This is a genomic window from Rhodohalobacter sp., from assembly GCF_034521535.1.
Taxonomy (GTDB): Bacteria; Bacteroidota; Rhodothermia; order Balneolales; family Balneolaceae; genus Rhodohalobacter.
Map to the genome: position 1 here is coordinate 185,803 of NZ_JAXHMF010000002.1, position 18,682 is coordinate 204,484.

General features: G+C 43.8%; 19 protein-coding genes. 12 read left to right on the forward strand and 7 right to left on the reverse strand.

What is annotated here, in order from left to right; genetic code table 11:
• Positions 1-83: 83 nt before the first annotated feature.
• On the reverse strand, positions 84-947 hold the full coding sequence (locus U5K35_RS03100) for a hypothetical protein (RefSeq protein ID WP_322570015.1): 864 nt from the start codon (positions 945-947) through the stop codon (positions 84-86).
• A gap of 40 nt (positions 948-987) precedes the next feature.
• Entirely contained in the window at positions 988-1,833 is an 846-nt protein-coding gene (locus U5K35_RS03105) for a hypothetical protein (protein WP_322570016.1), read from the reverse strand.
• Positions 1,834-2,066: 233 nt separating this feature from the next.
• On the opposite strand from U5K35_RS03105, the gene rplM reads away from it, so the two are divergent.
• The 10 genes from rplM (at position 2,067) to U5K35_RS03155 (ending at position 12,151) form a co-directional block, all read left to right on the forward strand.
• Positions 2,067-2,510: a 50S ribosomal protein L13 gene (rplM, locus tag U5K35_RS03110; protein WP_322570017.1), complete on the forward strand. Its 444-nt coding sequence runs from the start codon at positions 2,067-2,069 to the stop codon at positions 2,508-2,510.
• 9 nt (positions 2,511-2,519) lie between these two features.
• Positions 2,520-2,906: a 30S ribosomal protein S9 gene (rpsI, locus tag U5K35_RS03115; RefSeq protein WP_322570018.1), complete on the forward strand. Its 387-nt coding sequence runs from the start codon at positions 2,520-2,522 to the stop codon at positions 2,904-2,906.
• Between the two features lie 239 nt (positions 2,907-3,145).
• Positions 3,146-4,189, forward strand: a complete 1,044-nt coding sequence (rpsB, locus tag U5K35_RS03120; RefSeq protein WP_322570019.1) for a 30S ribosomal protein S2 — start codon at positions 3,146-3,148, stop codon at positions 4,187-4,189.
• A 27-nt stretch (positions 4,190-4,216) separates the two neighbouring features.
• Positions 4,217-4,660: a translation elongation factor Ts gene (gene tsf / locus U5K35_RS03125; RefSeq protein ID WP_322570020.1), complete on the forward strand. Its 444-nt coding sequence runs from the start codon at positions 4,217-4,219 to the stop codon at positions 4,658-4,660.
• Positions 4,641-5,048 carry a translation elongation factor Ts gene (gene tsf / locus U5K35_RS03130; RefSeq protein WP_322570021.1) on the forward strand — a complete coding sequence of 136 codons (408 nt, stop codon included), beginning with the start codon at positions 4,641-4,643 and terminating at the stop codon, positions 5,046-5,048. Before tsf (U5K35_RS03125) ends, tsf (U5K35_RS03130) begins: the two co-directional genes overlap by 20 nt.
• A gap of 74 nt (positions 5,049-5,122) precedes the next feature.
• A complete protein-coding gene (gene pyrH, locus U5K35_RS03135) occupies positions 5,123-5,845 on the forward strand; it encodes a UMP kinase (protein WP_322570022.1) in 723 nt (240 codons plus the stop codon).
• Positions 5,846-5,942: 97 nt separating this feature from the next.
• Complete coding sequence (frr, locus tag U5K35_RS03140; RefSeq protein WP_322570023.1) at positions 5,943-6,512, forward strand: ribosome recycling factor; 570 nt, start codon at positions 5,943-5,945, stop codon at positions 6,510-6,512.
• Between the two features lie 117 nt (positions 6,513-6,629).
• Positions 6,630-10,151 (forward strand): chromosome segregation protein SMC, encoded by a 3,522-nt coding sequence (gene smc, locus U5K35_RS03145; RefSeq protein ID WP_322570024.1) that lies wholly within the window; start codon positions 6,630-6,632, stop codon positions 10,149-10,151.
• A gap of 3 nt (positions 10,152-10,154) precedes the next feature.
• Positions 10,155-10,931 carry a tRNA (5-methylaminomethyl-2-thiouridine)(34)-methyltransferase MnmD gene (gene mnmD, locus U5K35_RS03150; RefSeq protein ID WP_322570025.1) on the forward strand — a complete coding sequence of 259 codons (777 nt, stop codon included), beginning with the start codon at positions 10,155-10,157 and terminating at the stop codon, positions 10,929-10,931.
• Between the two features lie 32 nt (positions 10,932-10,963).
• Positions 10,964-12,151: a hypothetical protein gene (locus tag U5K35_RS03155; RefSeq protein WP_322570026.1), complete on the forward strand. Its 1,188-nt coding sequence runs from the start codon at positions 10,964-10,966 to the stop codon at positions 12,149-12,151.
• A 198-nt stretch (positions 12,152-12,349) separates the two neighbouring features.
• On the opposite strand, the gene U5K35_RS03160 is transcribed toward U5K35_RS03155, so the two are convergent.
• A complete protein-coding gene (locus tag U5K35_RS03160; RefSeq protein ID WP_322570027.1) occupies positions 12,350-13,027 on the reverse strand; it encodes a hypothetical protein in 678 nt (225 codons plus the stop codon).
• Positions 13,028-13,203: 176 nt separating this feature from the next.
• Between U5K35_RS03160 and rpsU the strand changes: the two genes are divergently transcribed.
• Complete coding sequence (rpsU, locus tag U5K35_RS03165) at positions 13,204-13,398, forward strand: 30S ribosomal protein S21 (RefSeq protein ID WP_322570028.1); 195 nt, start codon at positions 13,204-13,206, stop codon at positions 13,396-13,398.
• A gap of 18 nt (positions 13,399-13,416) precedes the next feature.
• Here the strand turns inward: rpsU and radA are convergent, their stop codons facing one another.
• The 3 genes from radA to U5K35_RS03180 all read right to left on the reverse strand — a co-directional run bounded on the left by radA (position 13,417) and on the right by U5K35_RS03180 (position 17,014).
• Positions 13,417-14,760: a DNA repair protein RadA gene (gene radA, locus U5K35_RS03170; RefSeq protein WP_322570029.1), complete on the reverse strand. Its 1,344-nt coding sequence runs from the start codon at positions 14,758-14,760 to the stop codon at positions 13,417-13,419.
• The gene (locus U5K35_RS03175; protein WP_322570030.1) at positions 14,747-15,772 is read right to left on the reverse strand and encodes a lysylphosphatidylglycerol synthase transmembrane domain-containing protein; all 1,026 of its coding nucleotides are present in this window, start codon (positions 15,770-15,772) and stop codon (positions 14,747-14,749) included. The genes radA and U5K35_RS03175 overlap by 14 nt, the downstream gene beginning before the upstream one ends.
• Before the next feature lie 165 nt (positions 15,773-15,937).
• Complete coding sequence (locus tag U5K35_RS03180) at positions 15,938-17,014, reverse strand: class I fructose-bisphosphate aldolase (protein WP_322570031.1); 1,077 nt, start codon at positions 17,012-17,014, stop codon at positions 15,938-15,940.
• 193 nt (positions 17,015-17,207) lie between these two features.
• On the opposite strand from U5K35_RS03180, the gene dusB reads away from it, so the two are divergent.
• Positions 17,208-18,197, forward strand: coding sequence for a tRNA dihydrouridine synthase DusB (gene dusB, locus U5K35_RS03185; RefSeq protein ID WP_322570032.1), 990 nt, complete (start codon positions 17,208-17,210; stop codon positions 18,195-18,197).
• Positions 18,198-18,209: 12 nt separating this feature from the next.
• Here the strand turns inward: dusB and U5K35_RS03190 are convergent, their stop codons facing one another.
• Positions 18,210-18,671 (reverse strand): hypothetical protein, encoded by a 462-nt coding sequence (locus U5K35_RS03190; RefSeq protein WP_322570033.1) that lies wholly within the window; start codon positions 18,669-18,671, stop codon positions 18,210-18,212.
• Between the last annotated feature and the right edge of the window lie 11 nt (positions 18,672-18,682).

Genomic DNA, 18,682 nt, shown 5'->3' on the forward strand with positions numbered 1-18,682 from the left:
TAGATAAATCATTGAAAATTCCAGGGGATTGAGGGATGCTCATCAAAAAATAATGAGATTCCTTTGGACACCCCTCACTCCTATTAGGGAGATTGGTCAAATCCGTCACTGAACTTTTCATTCTCCAGCGGCGTCAGAATTTCAATTTTTCGCCTGGCTATACCCGCCACCAATCCGGTTCCTCCTTCTACATTTGAAATTACTTCCGGTAGATTCTTCTCAAGATCACTCAGGCCTACATCCTCCGGCCAGTCGGGGCCGGCCGTTACGACAACAAATTCCCGACGATTAATTCTAATTTGATCTGCAAACACGCCTAATTCACTCGCAATATCTTCTCTATTGTTTGAATTGATGGCATACTCATTACCCGATGTTAAATTCATTTCATCCAGATGAGAGAAAATTATCTCTCTTTCAGGAGCACAACCGGCTTCTGTCAAGGCTTGAGCAAGATATCTTGTTTCAGCCACCACAATTGTATCCAACGCGATACCTGACACTGAAATGCTTTCAAAATCTTCTGAATAGATTACATTCGGAACAGGAAGCGGTGAAGGGGTATTTACCACCACACGGCTTTGATCCCCATCAGGAGATTCAGCAACAATTTCATATGATTCGTCACCATTCATATCCTCTGTCAGCCAATAATTCCATACATAGGTATCGCCACCGAACATAAAGAGAGAGTCTTCGAGTGCAATAACTTCTCCGGTAGATTGTCTCGTAAGATCTACTGCCGTGCCATTTTCGTTTGGATCGGCAGGAATCAATGACCGACCTATCGGCATAACCCTAACCCACTGGGTATCTGCATGCACGTCCAGAACTCCGTTTATTGAAAAAGTCAGCTCTTCATTTACTTGCAGCGGTTCAAAAGAATTCTCACAGCCAATAAATGTCAGTGTGCATATCACAAAAATGAAACAAGTTAACTTTGGCATATTCAATTCTTTGATATTATATAGTCTCTTCTACGAATTGCTAACATGGCTCTTGTGGTGGTGTAATTTGAATGATCCGGCCTGCTACTCCCGCAACATATCCCACTCCTCCTTCTACGTTATTGATTACATCAGGCAAAGTGATTTCAAGATCAATCAGTTCTGATAATTCCGGCCAGTCTTCACCGGACGACACGACCAGTAACTCTCTTCTGTTTATTCTGAAACTCTGAACTGACGGACCTAAAGCCCTTGATATTTCCGATCGGTTATTGACCTCCACTTGGTAGCTTCCGTCAGCTCTGGTTATCAATTGATCTAAGTGAGAAATGACAACCTCCATCTCCGGATCGCATCCAATTTCATTAATTGGCTGTACATAATATCGTGTCTTGATTGATACAATCGGATCTTCACTTTCCCCTTTGATAATACCGGACTCAAAACCGGTACTGTACTCTTCGACTGTTGGAAATGGCAACTCTGATGGTAAATTTATTAGAGCGTAACTGGACCTGCCCTCCGTATCTTCGGCCACAAAGCGATAACTATCATTTGCGATGAGATTCTCACTCGAAAAATAATTCCACACATATGTATCGCCGCCAAATTTGTATAGTGAATCCTGATATGCAATTCGATCTCCGGTAGAATTGTGAACCAGAAATACCTCTGAGTTATTGGATTCAGGATCGGTGTTGATCAATCTCTCTCCGATGGGCATCACGCGTACAACACTAAATTCCCCATGCACATCAACAACACCATACATGGAAAATGTCAACTCGTCGTTTTTCTGCAGAGGTTCAAAAGTTTGTTCGCAGCCATTTGCCAACAACAGAAGTGATATGCATAACACAAACAGAGAGCCAAACCTTGTATCCATTTTGCGGTGTTTAAATGTTTGATCTAACACTTATTGCAAAAATATTTATACCGATATAACATAATGAGGATAATCGATACAACTCAATAATGCTACTATTTGAATTTAATGGGTTCAGACAGGAATAATCATCTTCAAACAGTTTTTTTGAGTGGATTTACTATTGCAATACACAATAAATCCCTTTATCTTTTTCAACTTTCCAATTTTGCAAGAAAAACAAAGAGAATATCGTGAATACGATCAGTAATAAAACATACAACGCAAACTCAGCCACTGTAGATAAGAAGTGGGTAATCATTGATGCAGAAGATCAACCTCTGGGACGATTATCGTCTAAGGTTGCATCTATCCTTCGTGGAAAAAACAAACCGGAATTCACACCTCATGCAGACACCGGCGACAATGTGATCGTCATTAATGCAGAGAAGGTTAAACTGACCGGCAAGAAACTGACTAATAAAAAATATTTCAGGCATACAGGCTATATCGGCTCTGAAACATATACTTCTGCTCTTGATATGCAGAAAAAAGATCCGACATCCTTGGTCACCATTGCGGTGAAAGGAATGTTGCCTAAGAACAAGCTTAGCCGTCAGATCTTAAAAAATCTGAAGGTATATGCAGGATCAGTTCATCCACATACTGCACAACAACCGGAAATTTTAGAGATCTAAATTCTCATAATGGCACAAGAAAATTACATCGGACGTCGTAAAACGTCCACAGCTCGTTTATACATTAAAGATGGTAGCGGTGAATTCATCGTTAACGGAAAACCTCTCACGGAACACCTGAATACTCAGGCCCGGGTAAATATTGCCCGTCTTCCAATGGATGTTACTGAACTTGATGGCAAGTATGACATCAAAGTAACAGTTAGTGGCGGCGGAGTTACAGGCCAGGCAGGTGCAATTTCCCTCGCACTGGCTCGTGCAATCGACGACCTGAACGAAGGTCTTCACGACGTATTGAAAGAGCACGGACTTCTTACTCGAGACGACAGAATGGTAGAGCGTAAGAAATACGGTCAGCCAAAAGCTCGTAAGAAATTCCAGTTCTCCAAACGATAAGAGTTACAGGCTTCAGGTTACAAGATTCAGGTTTATTCTTAAGCCACTTTCACCTGCGCTAACCCTCTTACCAAAAAAACTTTTAAACTCTCACTCAGGCTAAGGCAAAGTGCCTCCAGCCTGAAATACACATACGCAGTGACTCTTCGCCGAGTGTTCTGCCCCGATCGATCGGGATGGAATTAGCGCATTGAGAATGACCTGCGTAGAGGAATAACTCAAAAAAAGACGATACAAACATGCCTAAAGCAGCAAACGTAGAAGAACTATTAAAATCAGGTGCGCATTTTGGTCACCTGACCCGCCGTTGGAATCCAAAGATGAAAGAATTCATCTTTATGCAGAGAAACGGCATTCACATCATCGATCTTAAGAAATCTCAAAAATATCTCCAGGAAGCACTTGATGAGGTAACTAAACTTGCTCGTGCCGGTAAGACGATTCTCTTTGTTGGTACCAAGAAGCAGGCTCAGGAGATTGTAAAAACAGAAGCGATCCGTTGCGGAATGCCTTTTGTAACACACAGATGGCTTGGCGGAATGCTTACAAACTTCAGTACCGTTCGCAAAAGTATTTCACGAATGGAAGAGATCGAAAAAATGAAGACTGACGGTACGGTTGATGAGCTCACCAAAAAAGAGGGTTTGATGCTCGACAGAGAGCAAGAAAAACTTGAGCTCACACTTGGCGGTATTGCGAATATGACACGTATACCCGGCGCCATATTTGTTGTGGACACCATTAAAGAGCATATCGCGATTAATGAAGCCGTAAAGCTGAATATCCCGATTATTTCTATGGTTGATACTAACAGTGATCCTGACATTCCCGATCACATCATTCCTTCAAATGACGATTCTGCACGAACCATTCAGCTGGTAACGGCTCAAATCGCTGATGCCATTATTGAAGGAAATGCTGAAAGAGAAGCGATCAAGGAAGAAGAGCTAATGGAAGAAGCCGCAGCTGAAGCTAAGAAGGACACCGGCTCAGATTCAGAACAGGAAGAGAAGAAAGAAGTAAAAGCCGGAAAATCAACGAAGCGTAGAAAAAGACGGCGAAAAGCTTCAGACTCTGACAGCAAGGATCAATCAGAAGAAAGTTCTGAAGATAAAGCAGAAACAAGTGCTGAAGATCAAAAAGATAAGAGCGCTAAAGATCAATCAGAAAAAAGTGCCAAAAGTGAAGCAGATGAGAGCACTAAAAAAGATGATGATAGCGCAAAAGCTAAAAATGATGATAAGAAAGAAGAAGAGAAAAAATCTGATTCTGACAAAGAGTAAACCTGAACTGAAAATTTTTCAAAACTCATGAGCATTAGTGCAAAAGATGTAAAAAAACTTCGCGACGCTACAGGCGCGGGTATGATGGACTGTAAAAAAGCCCTGGGCGAAGCTGATGGCGATATGGAAAAAGCCATCGAAATTCTCCGTAAAAAAGGACAGCAAGTTTCTGAAAAACGATCTGAAAGAGAAGCTAATGAAGGATTGATCCTGACTAAAATCAGTGATGATCATAAAAAAGCTACAGCTATCGAAATCAATTGCGAAACTGATTTTGTAGCGCGAAACGAAGATTTCCAGAATCAGGCGAATAAGTTTCTCGAAGCTGCTTACGAAAATAATATTACCAGCTCAGAAGATCTGATGAGCGTTGAAATTGACGGACTCACTGCCGAAAAACATCTTGAAGAGATGGTCGGTAAGATTGGTGAGAAAATCGAAATCGCCCGCGTTGTTCTATTTAGAAACTGACGGAACACTCGTTGATTATATTCACCCGGGCAACCAGCTTGGTGTACTCGTAGAATTTGACGGCAAACTTTCTGACGACAACGTTGGTAAAGATGTTGCCATGCAGATTGCCGCGATGAATCCCCTGGCTGCTACCCGTGATGGAGTAGATGCTTCTGTAGTAGAGAAGGAGCTGGAAATTGCCAAAGAGCAACTTATCAATGAAGGGAAACCTGAAGAGATTGCTGAAAAAGCTTCCAAAGGAAAACTTCGAAGATTCTACGAAGAGCGTGTTCTGCACGAGCAGAAATTCGTTAAAGATAACGGCATAACCGTTAAAGAGTATCTGGAGCAAAACGATGCTCCACTCGTCAAGTCATTCTATCGAATGCAGCTTGGCGAAGCTTAATTATTTATCTTCAAAAAAGGCTACCTTCAAAGGGTGGCCTTTTTTATATCAATGAACTTCTAAACTAACGACCAGTGGCAAATCAATATAAGAGAATACTTCTCAAATTAAGCGGTGAAGCACTTTTAGGAGAACAGGGACACGGAATTGATGCCGATATCCTTACTCAGTATGCAGATGAAGTATTAGCAGTTCAGGCTGAGGGAGTTGAAGTTTCTGTAGTGATAGGCGGTGGAAATATTTTTCGCGGTGTAAAAGGTGCAACGGAGGGAATGGATCGCGTGCAGGGCGATTACATGGGAATGCTCGCAACCATGATCAACAGTATGGCCTTTCAGGATGCACTTGAACGTAAAGGTGTTCACACCCGACTGATGAGTGCCATTCGCATGGAAGAGATTGCAGAACCTTACATTCGACGGCGAGCTATTCGTCACCTCGAAAAAGGCCGAGTGGTTCTATTCGGCGCCGGTACAGGAAATCCATACTTCACAACAGACACAGCAGCCTCACTTCGCGCCATCGAAATTGAAGCGGATGTGATTTTAAAGGGAACTAGGGTTGATGGTATTTACGACTCCGATCCGGAAAAGAACAGTGAAGCCGTGAAGTTCGATACTATTACCGGAGATGAGATTCTGCGCAGAAGACTCGATGTAATGGATCTCACAGCATTCACCCTCTGTCGCGACAATGAGACACCTATTATCGTTTTCAATATGAATGAAAGAGGGAATCTCAAAAAAGTTGTCTGCTCTGAAGAAACTGTTGGCACAACGGTTGTTTGGGATGATTAACCATTTTATTAAATTCAATCTTTGCTTACAAAGCTGCTGAAGTTGATTCAGATATGCTATTTCAGAAAATCTATTCAATTAACTCGTACAGACTGCCATGATACCAGAAGAAATTCAGTTAATTATCGACGACGCCAAGGATAAAATGAAAGAGGCTGCGGCTTTTTGTAAAAAAGAGCTATCGCATATCCGAGCCGGTAAAGCTACCACTTCCCTGCTTGATGGAATAAAGGTCAATTACTACGGATCACAAACTCCGCTCAATCAGCTTGCATCCGTGGCAGCCCCGGAAGCTCGTCTGTTGGTTGTACAGCCATTCGACAAATCAGCAATGGAGGAAATCGAGAAAGCAATTATGTCTTCCGGAATGGGTTTGAATCCGAACAATGACGGTAACATTATCCGTATTCCACTTCCCATGCTATCCGAGGAGCGCAGAAAAGAGCTTGTAAAACACTCTAAAGAAGTGGGTGAAAAAGCCCGAATCAGTATTCGAAATACTCGACGGGACGCCAACGACGAAATCAAAAAAACCGTGCAGGAAGAGTCCCTGCCCGAAGACAGCCGGTTTGAAGCTGAGGATGAAATTCAGAAACTGACCGACAAGTATATCGCGCTGGTCGACGAGATGCTTGAAACCAAGGAAAAAGAGATTATGACCGTGTAGTATTTCATGATTTTCCTGAAACATGGTATTTCATCTTTTCTCCTTTACAGGATTAGAGATGGTGTAAATACCATGTTTTTTTATTTATTGCCATCCTCTTTTTATACATTTTGAAGCATGTACATTTCTGATTTAGAACTTCACGGATTTAAAAGCTTTGCGCACAAAACGCACGTAAAGTTCGATAGCGGTATCACGGCTATTGTGGGACCGAACGGCTGTGGAAAATCCAACATTGTTGATGCTCTCCGTTGGGTTTTAGGAGAGCAGCGACCTACCCTTCTTCGCTCAAGCGCCATGAGCAACGTGATTTTTAACGGTACCGCCAAAAAAAAAGCTCTGAGCATGGCGGATGTATCCCTCACTTTTGTGAATAATAAGGGAATCTTACCCGTAGAGTATAGTGAGCTGACGATTACAAGAAGGCTCTACCGATCCGGTGAAAGTGAGTACCTGATCAACAACACGCACTGCCGGCTGAAGGATATTATGGAGCTCTTCATGGATACCGGAATGAGTTCGGACGCCTACTCCGTGATCGAGCTTAAAATGGTGGAGGAGATTCTGAATGACAGAAATAATGACCGCCGAAGACTGTTTGAAGAGGCTGCCGGAGTTACCCGCTATAAAGATCAGCGGAAAAAGACGTTCAGAAAACTGGATGAAACTCTGAAAGATCTCCAGCGACTTGAAGATATTCTGGTAGAAGTTCGGAAAAAAACGCGTTCACTTGAAATTCAGGCGGATAAAGCGGGCAAAGCCAAAGCGTATCAAAAAGAGTTAAAATCGCTGGATCAGGGTTACACACTGCAGCAATACAATGCCGTTAAACATGAGCTGGAACCGCTGCAGGAACGAATAGACAATGCAGATAAAGAGAAGAAAGAGATTGCTCAAAAAGTTGAAGAACTGGAGGGAAATGAGGAGAAAGCCCGAAATCATCTGCTGGAAAAAGAGCGAAATCAGGCCGAAGCTCAACGGCGGGTAAGTCAATTGCACTCCTCCATTCGTGAAATGGAAACCAACCTCCGTATCACAAAAGAGAAGATTGTGAATGAGGAGGGTGTGATCAAGCAGCACCAAAATGATATTGAGCAGGCTTCGAAAGATCTGACGGAACTTGAGCAGCTCAAGAAAGACAGTATCGAAAAGCTGGAGAACTTTGCTGATGAAAAAGAGAAATCAGAAGAAACTCTGAAAAACTCCAAAGAGCGATTTAATGAAGTACAGCAGAAATTCACCAAGGTGCGTCATGAACTGTATGAGCTCGAAATTGAAATCAGCGATGTAAATAAAAAGCTCTCGGCTCTGCAGTCGAATCGCATCAAACTCGAGTCAAAGCTTGAAAACAGCGAGGATGACCGGCTGCGAATTGATCGGGATATTGAAGATCTGGAAGATGAGATTACCAACGCGAAGGGAGAGTTAAACCTGGTTAAAGAGAAGCTGAAAGAGGCCAATCAAAAACTCGAACAGCAGGAAGAGCGTCTGGAAAGCGCTGTTGAAAAGCGCCAAAATCTTGAAGAAACACGGGAAGAACTCAGGGAAACCCTGCGATCGCTGAAAAGTAAAAAAGATGCCGTGCAGTCAGAGATCTCACTGATGGAGAGCCTTGCCGAATCGAATGAAGCGCTCCCCTCCTCGATCTCTTATCTGACTGAGAATCATGCCTCTGAGTTTTCAACACTCTCACCCGTTGGAGAAGTGCTTCACACATCAGAAGAGCTCGCCCCTGCTCTTGAAATGGCGCTGGGTGAAATGATCAACTATCTGATTGTTGACTCGATGGATGATGCCGTCCGGGCCTCCAAAATATTGAAAGAGAAAGGAAAAGGACGGGCAACGTTCATTCCCTTGAAAGAGCTTAAAGAAAATTATCAAGTTGTTGACGGATCAATCTACCGGGAAGTTCATCCCGAAAGTAAGTTTGACGTTGTAGCACAGCTTCTGCTTGGCTCAACGATTCTGGCTGATTCCATAGAAGCGGGTTCAAAAGCTTTGAAAAATGGCGCTTCAGCTGCGGTTACGGTTGAGGGTGATCTGATCACCGCCAATCATTTTCTGAAGAGCGGAAGTAAAAACAAACAAGCCGGAGTTCGGCTGGGCTTGAAAGATAAGCTCGAAAAACTGAAGAGTAAGGTTCAAAATGCGGATCACTCTCTTGAAGAAAAACAGAAAGAGCTGGATCAACTGAATGGCGAACTGGAAGAGCTTAATACAGATTCAATTCGTCAGCAGATCAAAGAAATTCAGAAATCAATTCGTCAGTATGAGCAGCAGTCAAGTCGATGGCAGTCTAATGTTCAGCTGTATGAAAAGAATATCAACGATCTAAAGATCCGGAAGTCGAACCTTCAGTCCAATCTGGACAGTGCGCAGGAAGAGCTCGACGAGCTGCACCCTAAGCAGAAAGAACTTCAGCAAAAGATTACTGAACTGAGTAAGCAGCAGAATCAAAAGAAAGACGTTCTTCAGAAACTGGAGGATGAGCGGGCCATCGCACAGAATCGCTACAACGATGCACAGCTCAAGCATCAGGATGTAAAAAACAAAGCTCAAAACCTGGAACGGGATATCGATCGAGCCGAAACCGGTATTGAAAATATCAGAACACGGCTGAGTTCGCGAAAGGAGCTGATGGCTGAAAGCAAAGAGAAAATTGAGAAATATAAGTACGCCATAGAGCAGACTGAAAAACAGCTCTCCATCAAAAAAGAGAATAAACAGGAGGCCGATGAAAAGCTTTCTGCGGCAGAAGAGGCGAGCAGCCGGCAGCGCGGAATCATCAACGAAATAGAGAAAGAGTTAAAAGAACTGCGCCGACGCAAAGAGGTGAACCTCGAACTTGTTCACCATCTCTCCATGGCGCACGAAAAACTTGAGATGAAGTCTCAGGCACTGTCTGATCACATTTGGGAGACGTATGGAATATTGATGGATCAGGTGGAGGAATCTCTGCCCGAAGATATGTCGCCCGAAGATGCCAAAGAACGAATTGCCTGGCTGAAGCAGAAGCTGAACCAAATCGGGGATGTAAACCCGCTGGCCATTGAGGAGTTCAAAGAGGAGAAAGAGCGGCTCGATTTCTACGAAGAACAGATCGAGGATCTTCAGAAAGCTGAAGTTGAGATGCGTGAAACCATCGATGAGATCAACCAAACGGCTACTCAGCGATTTGACGAGACGTTTGAAAGAATTCGCGCCAACTTCAAAAATGTGTTTAACACGCTCTTCCACGAAGATGACTACTGTGATCTCCTGATTGAGGAAGATGCCGAAGATCCGCTGGAAGCCAAGATCGATATCAAAGCAAATCCCAAGGGAAAACGTCCATCGAGTATTAATCAGCTTTCCGGTGGCGAGAAAACCCTAACGGCCATTGCCCTGCTATTTGCAATCTACCTCGTAAAGCCCTCACCTTTCTGTGTGCTTGATGAGGTTGACGCTCCACTGGACGATGCGAATATCGAGCGATTTTCTGCCATGATTAAAAAGTTCAGCCAGGACACTCAGTTTATCATCATCACGCACAACAAGAAGACCATGTCGAAAGCGGAGATGATGTATGGAGTAACCATGCCGGAAACCGGTGTGAGTCGCCTTGTGGGAGTTAAGCTGGACGAAGTGGCAACGGCTTAACTGATGAGCGCCGAAGATCAAAAACCGAGAATTTCGGAAACCAAAGATGGCTCAACAACGCTCTACTCACCTGTTTTTGATCAGCACTACCACAATCCGAACGGTGCTGTAGCTGAAAGTAAAATTGTCTTTTTTGAAACACCGGGACTTGTTGAAGCGCTTCAGGAACGAGACCACATCGCTATTTTTGAAATGGGCTTCGGTACCGGCCTGAACCTCATCCTGCTTAAGAACTATCTTGAGCAGCTGGAAAATCCACCGGATGTCGATTTCTATACTGTTGAAGCTTTTCCGGTTGATCCGGAGACAGCGGCCAAGTTTGATTTTGGAGATGAGCTGAAGCAACAAAATCCGGGAAAACTTCTGCAATCGATTTTTTCGGAAGCCGATCCCGGAACCAACAGTTTTCAAATTTCGGAATACCTGACGCTGAATCTGTTCATCGGTCCGTTTGATGACTCTCCAAAGCCCGATCAACCCATCGACTACTTTTTCCACGATCCTTTTTCCCCCGATGTAAACGCAGAACTCTGGACACCGGAAGTTTTTCAGAGGTTGAAATCGTATGCTGAAAAATCAGCGATCCTTTCTACCTATTGTGCAGCTTCATCTGCCAGGGCGGCGATGGCTGTGGCAGGATGGAAAATCGCCCGTGCGCCCGGTGCACTCGGTAAGCGGGAGATGACATTGGCATCCCTTGATGAAAAGAACCTTGACGGTTTCAAAAGAGTTAATGAACAAAGGCTTGCCGATCGCTATCACCAAGGCGACTTCGATTAAGCTTCATATTTTTATAAATCCTTCAATATTTGATGATGCAAGAATTTGATAAACTGGCACAATCTCTTCAGCCACACTACTCCCATTTTAACGTCAGTGCAAGACTGCTTTTTACAGGTCACTCCCATCAGGCATGGCCCGATGTTGCATTCGACGGAGTGAGACAATATATGCAGCTTGCCGCTGATCAGGTAGACACAAAGTGGTCGGCCGCTTTTGAAAAAACTGAAGTCCTGCGCTCCTATCTCCGAAATTATTACGACGATCCGACCGGGAAATATTGCCGTGAACAGAATACACACGTGTTGATGATCTCCTGGCTCTCTTCACTCAATTTGAAGGAAAAACCGAAAATCATTACTACCACCGGAGAGTTTCACTCGATGTATCGTCAGTTGCGCCGATACCGGGAAGAGGGATACGACATCGTTTTCCTGCCACATGAAGATGACGATCAGCTGCTCAGCGCAATTAAAGAGGAAATGGACGACCGAACAGCAGCTGTGATGTTATCGAGAATCTATTTTGAGACTTCTGAAATCAACACAAGGATTTCTGAAATAGCCGCCGCAACCAAAAAGGCAGGAATTCCGCTTCTAATCGACGACTACCATGGAACCAACGTAGTACCCCTCTCCATTACCGACGAAGGCTTAGAGCACTGCTACGTCCTTATTGGAGGCTATAAGTATCTTCAGTGGGGCGAGGCAAACTGTTTCTTACGATATCCTTCAGATTGCGAGCTTCGTCCGGCAGTTACCGGTTGGTTTGCCTCCTTCGACACACTGGATGAACCGAGAGATGACAAGCCGGTATCGTTTGATGACGGAGATCAGAAATTCGCGTCCGGTACATACGACCCTATTTCACAATTCCGGGCGGCAGCGGTTGCGAATTTCTTTCAAAAGATGGGATTATCACCGGAAACATTGCGCCGGCAATATTCGGATCAGGTTTCCTATTTACGCGATCTTTTCGATGAGCAGTCATTTTCTAAGGATCTTATTCAACACGCTAACTCTCGCCCGATTGAGGAAACCGGTGGATTTTTGGCGCTGAAATCTCCTCACGCCAGAGAGATAAGAGCTCAACTGCTCAGCCAGGGAGTTTTTACTGATGCGAGAGGAGATATCATCCGGTTTGGCCCTGCACCCTACACAACTGCCGAACAGTGCCGACAAGCGATACAAAAGCTCGGTGAAGTTGTTCGTGAATTTTAATTGACGTGGATTTGAGATAAGAATTTGTAGAAGAGTCTTTACAAGTATCCTTATTAAAAGCGGTATTTGGTGGATTTTAATGAAAGTTCTTAAACAACTCCCCTAAATCCCCTCCTTGTTGAGAAAGGTAGGGAGACTATTATTAAGGTTCCTGAAACATTCAAAGATCTTTCTAATATTCAAACGAACACACGTGAATTAAAGCTGACCCGACATCTCACTGATTCTCTGAATGGCAAAAATCATATAGCCGATAATTGAGGCTGCAAAGCCTGTTATTACAGCGTAGAGTACATATCCAACGATGAACGTTGAGATGATTCTTACCCAGGCCATGAAATCGGAGCTCATAATGTAGGAATTGTAGATCCATAGAGTAGGAATTGCAATGGCAACAGCGGGAAGAGTTGCATTGGCAATAGGATCGAGCATGCTTACGCCGGAGAACATCCAAAACGGGATGAGAAAAAGCTGAAACAGCATGGTTGCTCCCACAGCATAACTGTTCATTACCAGAAGACTGAAAAATCCGGAAATATAGTCCCTGAAAAAAAAGATTCCGCCAACGGACAGCATGGGAACAAGAAGTAACGCAGATGAGATCGGCAAAAATTGAGTGGTTGAACGAACTGTACTCGCCTGAATCCACTCCGCAATCTCACGCATCTGTTCATTCTCTGGATCAAATTCGCCAAGTACGGGGTCGAATGAAAAATCTACTAACACAGTGTTCACTGCAGTTACGACTAATGCCCCGATAATCAGAAACAGAAAGGGATGAAAAAAATCTCTGTCATCACTCTCAAGAAACTGATCAATTACATTTCTGGGGTGATTGTAAACCTCTTTGAATGTTGATACAAATTTGCTGAACATTGCGCTAACTCACTTAACCTTTTTCAATCATGCTCACTTCAATCATAGGGGCTGAAGATGCGTGTTCTAATATAAGATGTTTGAGGTGAATCTTTTTTATCGATGGAACTGTTTTTTAACAAAAAGCTTTTTATATTTAGAGTCTGTAAAAAATCCAATAAATACTATTTGCATATATGATCGGAGTAAAAGTTAAAGATAACGAAAGCATTGACCGCGCAATTAATCGCTTTAAGAAAATGGTGACCCGCTCAAGAGTATTAAACGAATACAAAGAGCGTCAGCAGTACACCAAGCCTTCTGAAGAGCGAAGAGAAGCTCTTAAAAAGAGTGTTCGCGAAGAGAGAAGACGCCAGAGAGATAACTACTAATTGTAGTTCGGCTGCTTTTTATAGAGCCTTCATTATTTGATCCGCGGGTTTTAAATTCATTTTTGATGTACCCGCGGTTTTGCTGACCGGGAGAACAGCATGTTTAAATCCCATCTTCTCCCCCTCGTTCAGCCTTTGATTCAGGAACGGTACTCTTCTCACTTCTCCGCCAAGGCCTACTTCACCAACATAAAGTGATTTTTCGGGGATTGGTTTATCCTTGAGGCTCGACGCCAATGCGGCCACAACCGCCAGATCTGCAGCGGTATCATTGATTTTTAACCCGCCTGCGATATTCAGGTAAACGTCCTGACCTGCAAAGCTCATGGCTGCTCTTTTTTCAAGAACAGCGATCAACAAAGACAATCTCCGCTGATCGAATCCGCTTGCCGTTCGTTGAGGCGTACTGTAGTTGCTTGGTGTTACCAAAGCCTGAATTTCGATCAAAATCGGACGAGAACCCTCCATCACACACGTCACACAGTTACCGCTCACTGAACTGTTCATTTCGGCTAAGAAGAGATCTGAGGGATTATTAACCTCGTGAAGGCCGGTATCCCGCATTTCAAAAACTCCCACTTCATTCGCCGGGCCAAATCGATTTTTCACGCCACGCAATAATCGGTGCAGTTGGCTCTGATCTCCCTCAAAATGCAGAACCGTATCAACCATATGCTCTAATATTTTGGGACCTGCAATATCTCCCTCTTTGGTCACGTGCCCGATCATCAATGTGGTAATTCCCTCTTTCTTCGCAATCTGCTGAAACATAGCCGAACACTCTCTGATCTGCTGTACGCTCCCCGGAAGGCTGTTCAACTCTGAACTGAAGACCGTTTGTATAGAATCAACAATCAGCAGATCAGGTTTTATTTTACGAGCCTGAGATATCACATTTCGAATATCCGTGTTATTGTAGATTAGCAGATTATCTCCGCTCATGCCAATTCTATCAGCTCTCTGCTTGATCTGCGATGCCGACTCCTCGCCTGCCACATAGAGAATTTTCATATTCGGACACTTTTGAGCCACTTGCAGCATCAGCGTACTTTTACCAATTCCGGGATCTCCGCCCAACAGAAGAAATGAACCGTCAACAATGCCGCCTCCCAGCACTCGATCAAATTCCGAAAGGTTTGTACTCAGCCTCTCATCTTTCGAGTGTTGAACATCCTTCAAAGCTACAGCTTCAGTCTCTCCGTTATCTGAAATGTCTACCTTATGCTTTTTAGAGCTTTTCTTTTTTTCAGTTACTTTCTCTTCAAATGTATGCCACTCCCCACAGGCGGGACACAATCCCAGCCATTTTGGTGAAAGATGCCCACAAGCTGAACATTCGTACTGAATTTTAGTCTTGGCCATGATCAACCCTACTTTCTGAATCTTTGTTTATCTCACTGAGTTTAGACGATACCGACCTATTTACATACCAAAACATTGCAAAAATACCGATACCGATGCTGATATAGTATGTAATAATTCTCCATACAAATACAGCCAATCCAATAAATCCTGATCTTTCAATCAGCGGACCCAAAAACACAGCAAAGAGTCCCTCAACCCCGCCTGATCCGCCCGGTGTCGGGACAATCAAGAAGGCCAGGTTCATTGCCAGGCTTCTTAAAATGAGCAGAAATTCGTTTGCCGGGAGCAGACTCAAAACCACGATTACGGGAAGCGCAACCCGGCATAGCCAGCTCATTGTGGAAAGCAAAAACGCTTTTACAACAAAGCTCATCGGTTTTTGTCTGAGTTCTCTCGAATAGTCGACCAGATTGTCTGCTTCTGCGTTTACTTTATCAGCAAATTTTCTAAGCAGCGGAAGCCTGAAAACCAATTCGATAATTCGCTTCAACGCTTTAGGATTTACCAGCAATCCGTATGCAAGAAGTCCTCCGTAAATCAACAGTCCGGCATAGATCACAAACATCGTGACGTTTCCAACCATCCCGGTTTCATCAGGAATTACATTGAAGTAGATGCTGGCAACCAACAAAATCGGAACCGCCATTGCATACCAGAACTGATCCAAAAGAACACCGTATAGAACTATAGCAGATGATTTGCCGAGTTTGATTCCCTCTCTCGTCATCGCATAAGTTGCCACAGGTGCACCGCCAATCGTTGATGGGGTAACAGCCGAAGCAAAATCCCACGTCAGGGCAATTCGGATAGATGCCATCCAGTTGATGGTTTTATCAGCTAAGTATCTGATTTTAGCTGCAAAAAAATAGATTTTTAAAAACATTACACCAATGGCGATAAAAATACCCGGAAGCCTTTTTGGGGCCAGATGCTCCAAAATACCCGGTGTGTATGTAATGTAGATCACGATTCCCATACTGATAAGGCTCAATGCAATAGAAAGAGCCATGTATCTGAAGGATATTAACGAACCATTTTTTTCAGTATGTACCTCAGAATCGGACAATATAGATGTGTTTCTTAATAAGGCTAATCAAAACCTTGTAACAACTACCTCTCATAAATAGAAAAGCCATACAGAGTGATCTGTATGGCTTTTTATGAAAATAGGAAATTATGCGACACTTATCTCTTCGTTGAGATAAACATCCTGGATGAAGTTAAGCAGTTTAATTCCCTCATCCATTGGGCGCTGAAATGATTTACGACCACTGATAAGCCCCATACCGCCGGCGCGCTTGTTGATTACAGCCGTTTTTACAGCATCGGCAAAATCATCACTGCCTGATGCGCCACCGGAGTTGATCAAACCTGCGCGTCCCATATAGCCGTTAGCCACCTGGTATCGGGTTAAATCAATTGGGTGATCGGTAGCCAGCTCGGTGTAAATTCTTTCATCCAGCTTGCCATATGTAGAGTCACCTGCGTTCAGTGCTTTGTAACCGCCGTTGTTGGTTGGCAATTTTTGCTTCACAATGTCCGCGCCAAGTGTCACGCCAAGGTGGTTTGCCTGACCGGTTAAATCAGCAGATGAGTGATAATCTTTACCGTCTACTTTAAATGCCGAGTTTCTTGTATAGCACCAAAGAACGGTAGCCATTCCCAACTCATGGGCATATTCAAATGCTTCAGCCACTTCGATAATTTGGCGTGACGACTCCTCAGAACCAAAATAGATGGTTGCGCCAACAGCCGCAGCACCCATATCGTGAGCTTTCTGAACCGAACCAAACATAATCTGGTCGTAAGTATTCGGATAGGTTAACAGTTCATTGTGGTTAATTTTTACCAGAAAAGGAATCTTGTGTGCATACTTTCTGGATACAGATGCCAATACGCCAAATGTTGAGGCAACTGCATTACAGCCTCCTTCGATGGCAAGTTTGACAATATTTTCCGGATCAAAATAGGCCGGATTCTTTGCAAAAGATGCACCGCCGCTATGCTCCACTCCCTGATCTACAGGAAGGATGGACAGATACCCTGTTCCGCCTAAACGGCCGTTACTTAGTATCCATTCTAAGTTTCCTAAAACTCTGTTATTTCGATCTGAGTGATACCATACGTCATCAACGTATGATCCTGATGGCAGGTGTAGGTTTTCTTTTGGAATGGTTGTGCATGTGTGATTGAGCAGCTTTTCGGCGTCATCGCCTAACAGCTCTTCAATTCCTGAAATTGAAAGTGCCATTGATATTACTCCCGTTTATTAGTTGAAATTATTTTTGTACAGTCATCAATATACATGTTCATTTACCAAATGGCTATTGATCTGAGTGGAAACACAAGCATGAAAGCGCTTTGTTTTTCATAAATTTGCGGCACAGTGTGAGAAGCATTTAAAAAACCTGTATTTTAGGAATCTCATTTATAAAAACCCCGCTATGAAGATTGATCAAATTGATTTAGGTAACCGACCCCTGTTTTTAGCTCCGATGGAGGATGTGACCGATTCGCCTTTTCGACAGATATGCCGAAAAAAAGGTGCAGATATCGTGTACACAGAATTTATCAGCTCCGAGGCAATTATACGTGATTCGGACATTGCCCAGCACAAAATGGATTTTGCCGAGATGGAACGTCCTTTTGGCATTCAGATATTCGGAGGCCGTGAAGAAGCTATGGAAGGTGCTACCAAAGTGGCCATTGCCAACAATCCCGATGTTGTTGACATTAACTTTGGCTGCCCGGTTTATAAGATTGTAAAAAAAGGCGCCGGTGCAGGCTGCCTGAAGGATTTGGACATGATGGAGCGTATGGCCGGAACCGTGGTGGACGCTGCCGGAGATTTTCCTGTAACCGTTAAAACCCGTCTCGGGTGGGATGATCAATCCATCCGTATTCAGGAGGTAGCCTTGATGCTTCAGAGTGTTGGCGTTAAAGCTATCACCGTTCACGCCCGAACACGCAGCCAGAAGTACAAAGGGGATGCGCGATGGGAATACCTGAAAAAGCTTGCCGATACCCCCGGACTTGAAATCCCGGTAATTGGTAACGGGGATGTAAATTCACCTGAGTCGGCCAAAAAGATGTTTGACGAAACCGGTGTCGACGGAGTAATGATTGGCCGCGGAGCCATCGGCAATCCCTGGATATTCGAACAAACCCGTCACTACCTCGAAACAGGTGAGCTTTTGCCTGATCCAACTATTCAGGAAAGACTCGAACTTTGCGCTGAGCAGTTACGACTTTCCGTGGATCATCACGGCGAGCGTTATGGAGTGATCATCATGAAAAAGCACTACGGACAATATCTGAAAGGAATTCGCAACGGGAAAAAGCTGCGGGGTGAAATCATGAATGAGAAAGAGATGCAGCCTGTACTTGAACTGTTACTCAATTTTAAGGAAGAAAAACTTTATGCCGTTGCTTAATAACTTCATCAGTTATAGCAGTGCGTAAACCAAAACTATTCCTGTAAGACTACCCCCGACACCAATTCCCAGATTTTGCAGATACCTTGCACGACTTGACGGCGGCCAGGTTTCATCAGGGTGCCTGTAAAGAGAAGCGTAAAATATTCCCGGCCACCAGAAGCCAAAACCGGTTATCAAATCGAAGATCGGTTCAATCAAGAAATCTGACGGGAGATTATTCCACGCCCGGTACCAAAAAACAGCAGTACAAATCAGAGATGTCAAAAAGATCAATAATCCGTCAAAAAGGGTGGTTTTCTTTTCAATTGTACTCTCAGCTTTAACGGCTCCGACTGTAGAAACAAGAAGGGCTCCTACAATTCCTGCAAGAGCCCATTCATGAAAATATTTTGCTTCAGGTAGAACAATAATTCCAATCAGGACAAATGATATCAGAATATTCCTTCGGTATGTCCAGAACTTTTTAATCATTTGATTGATAA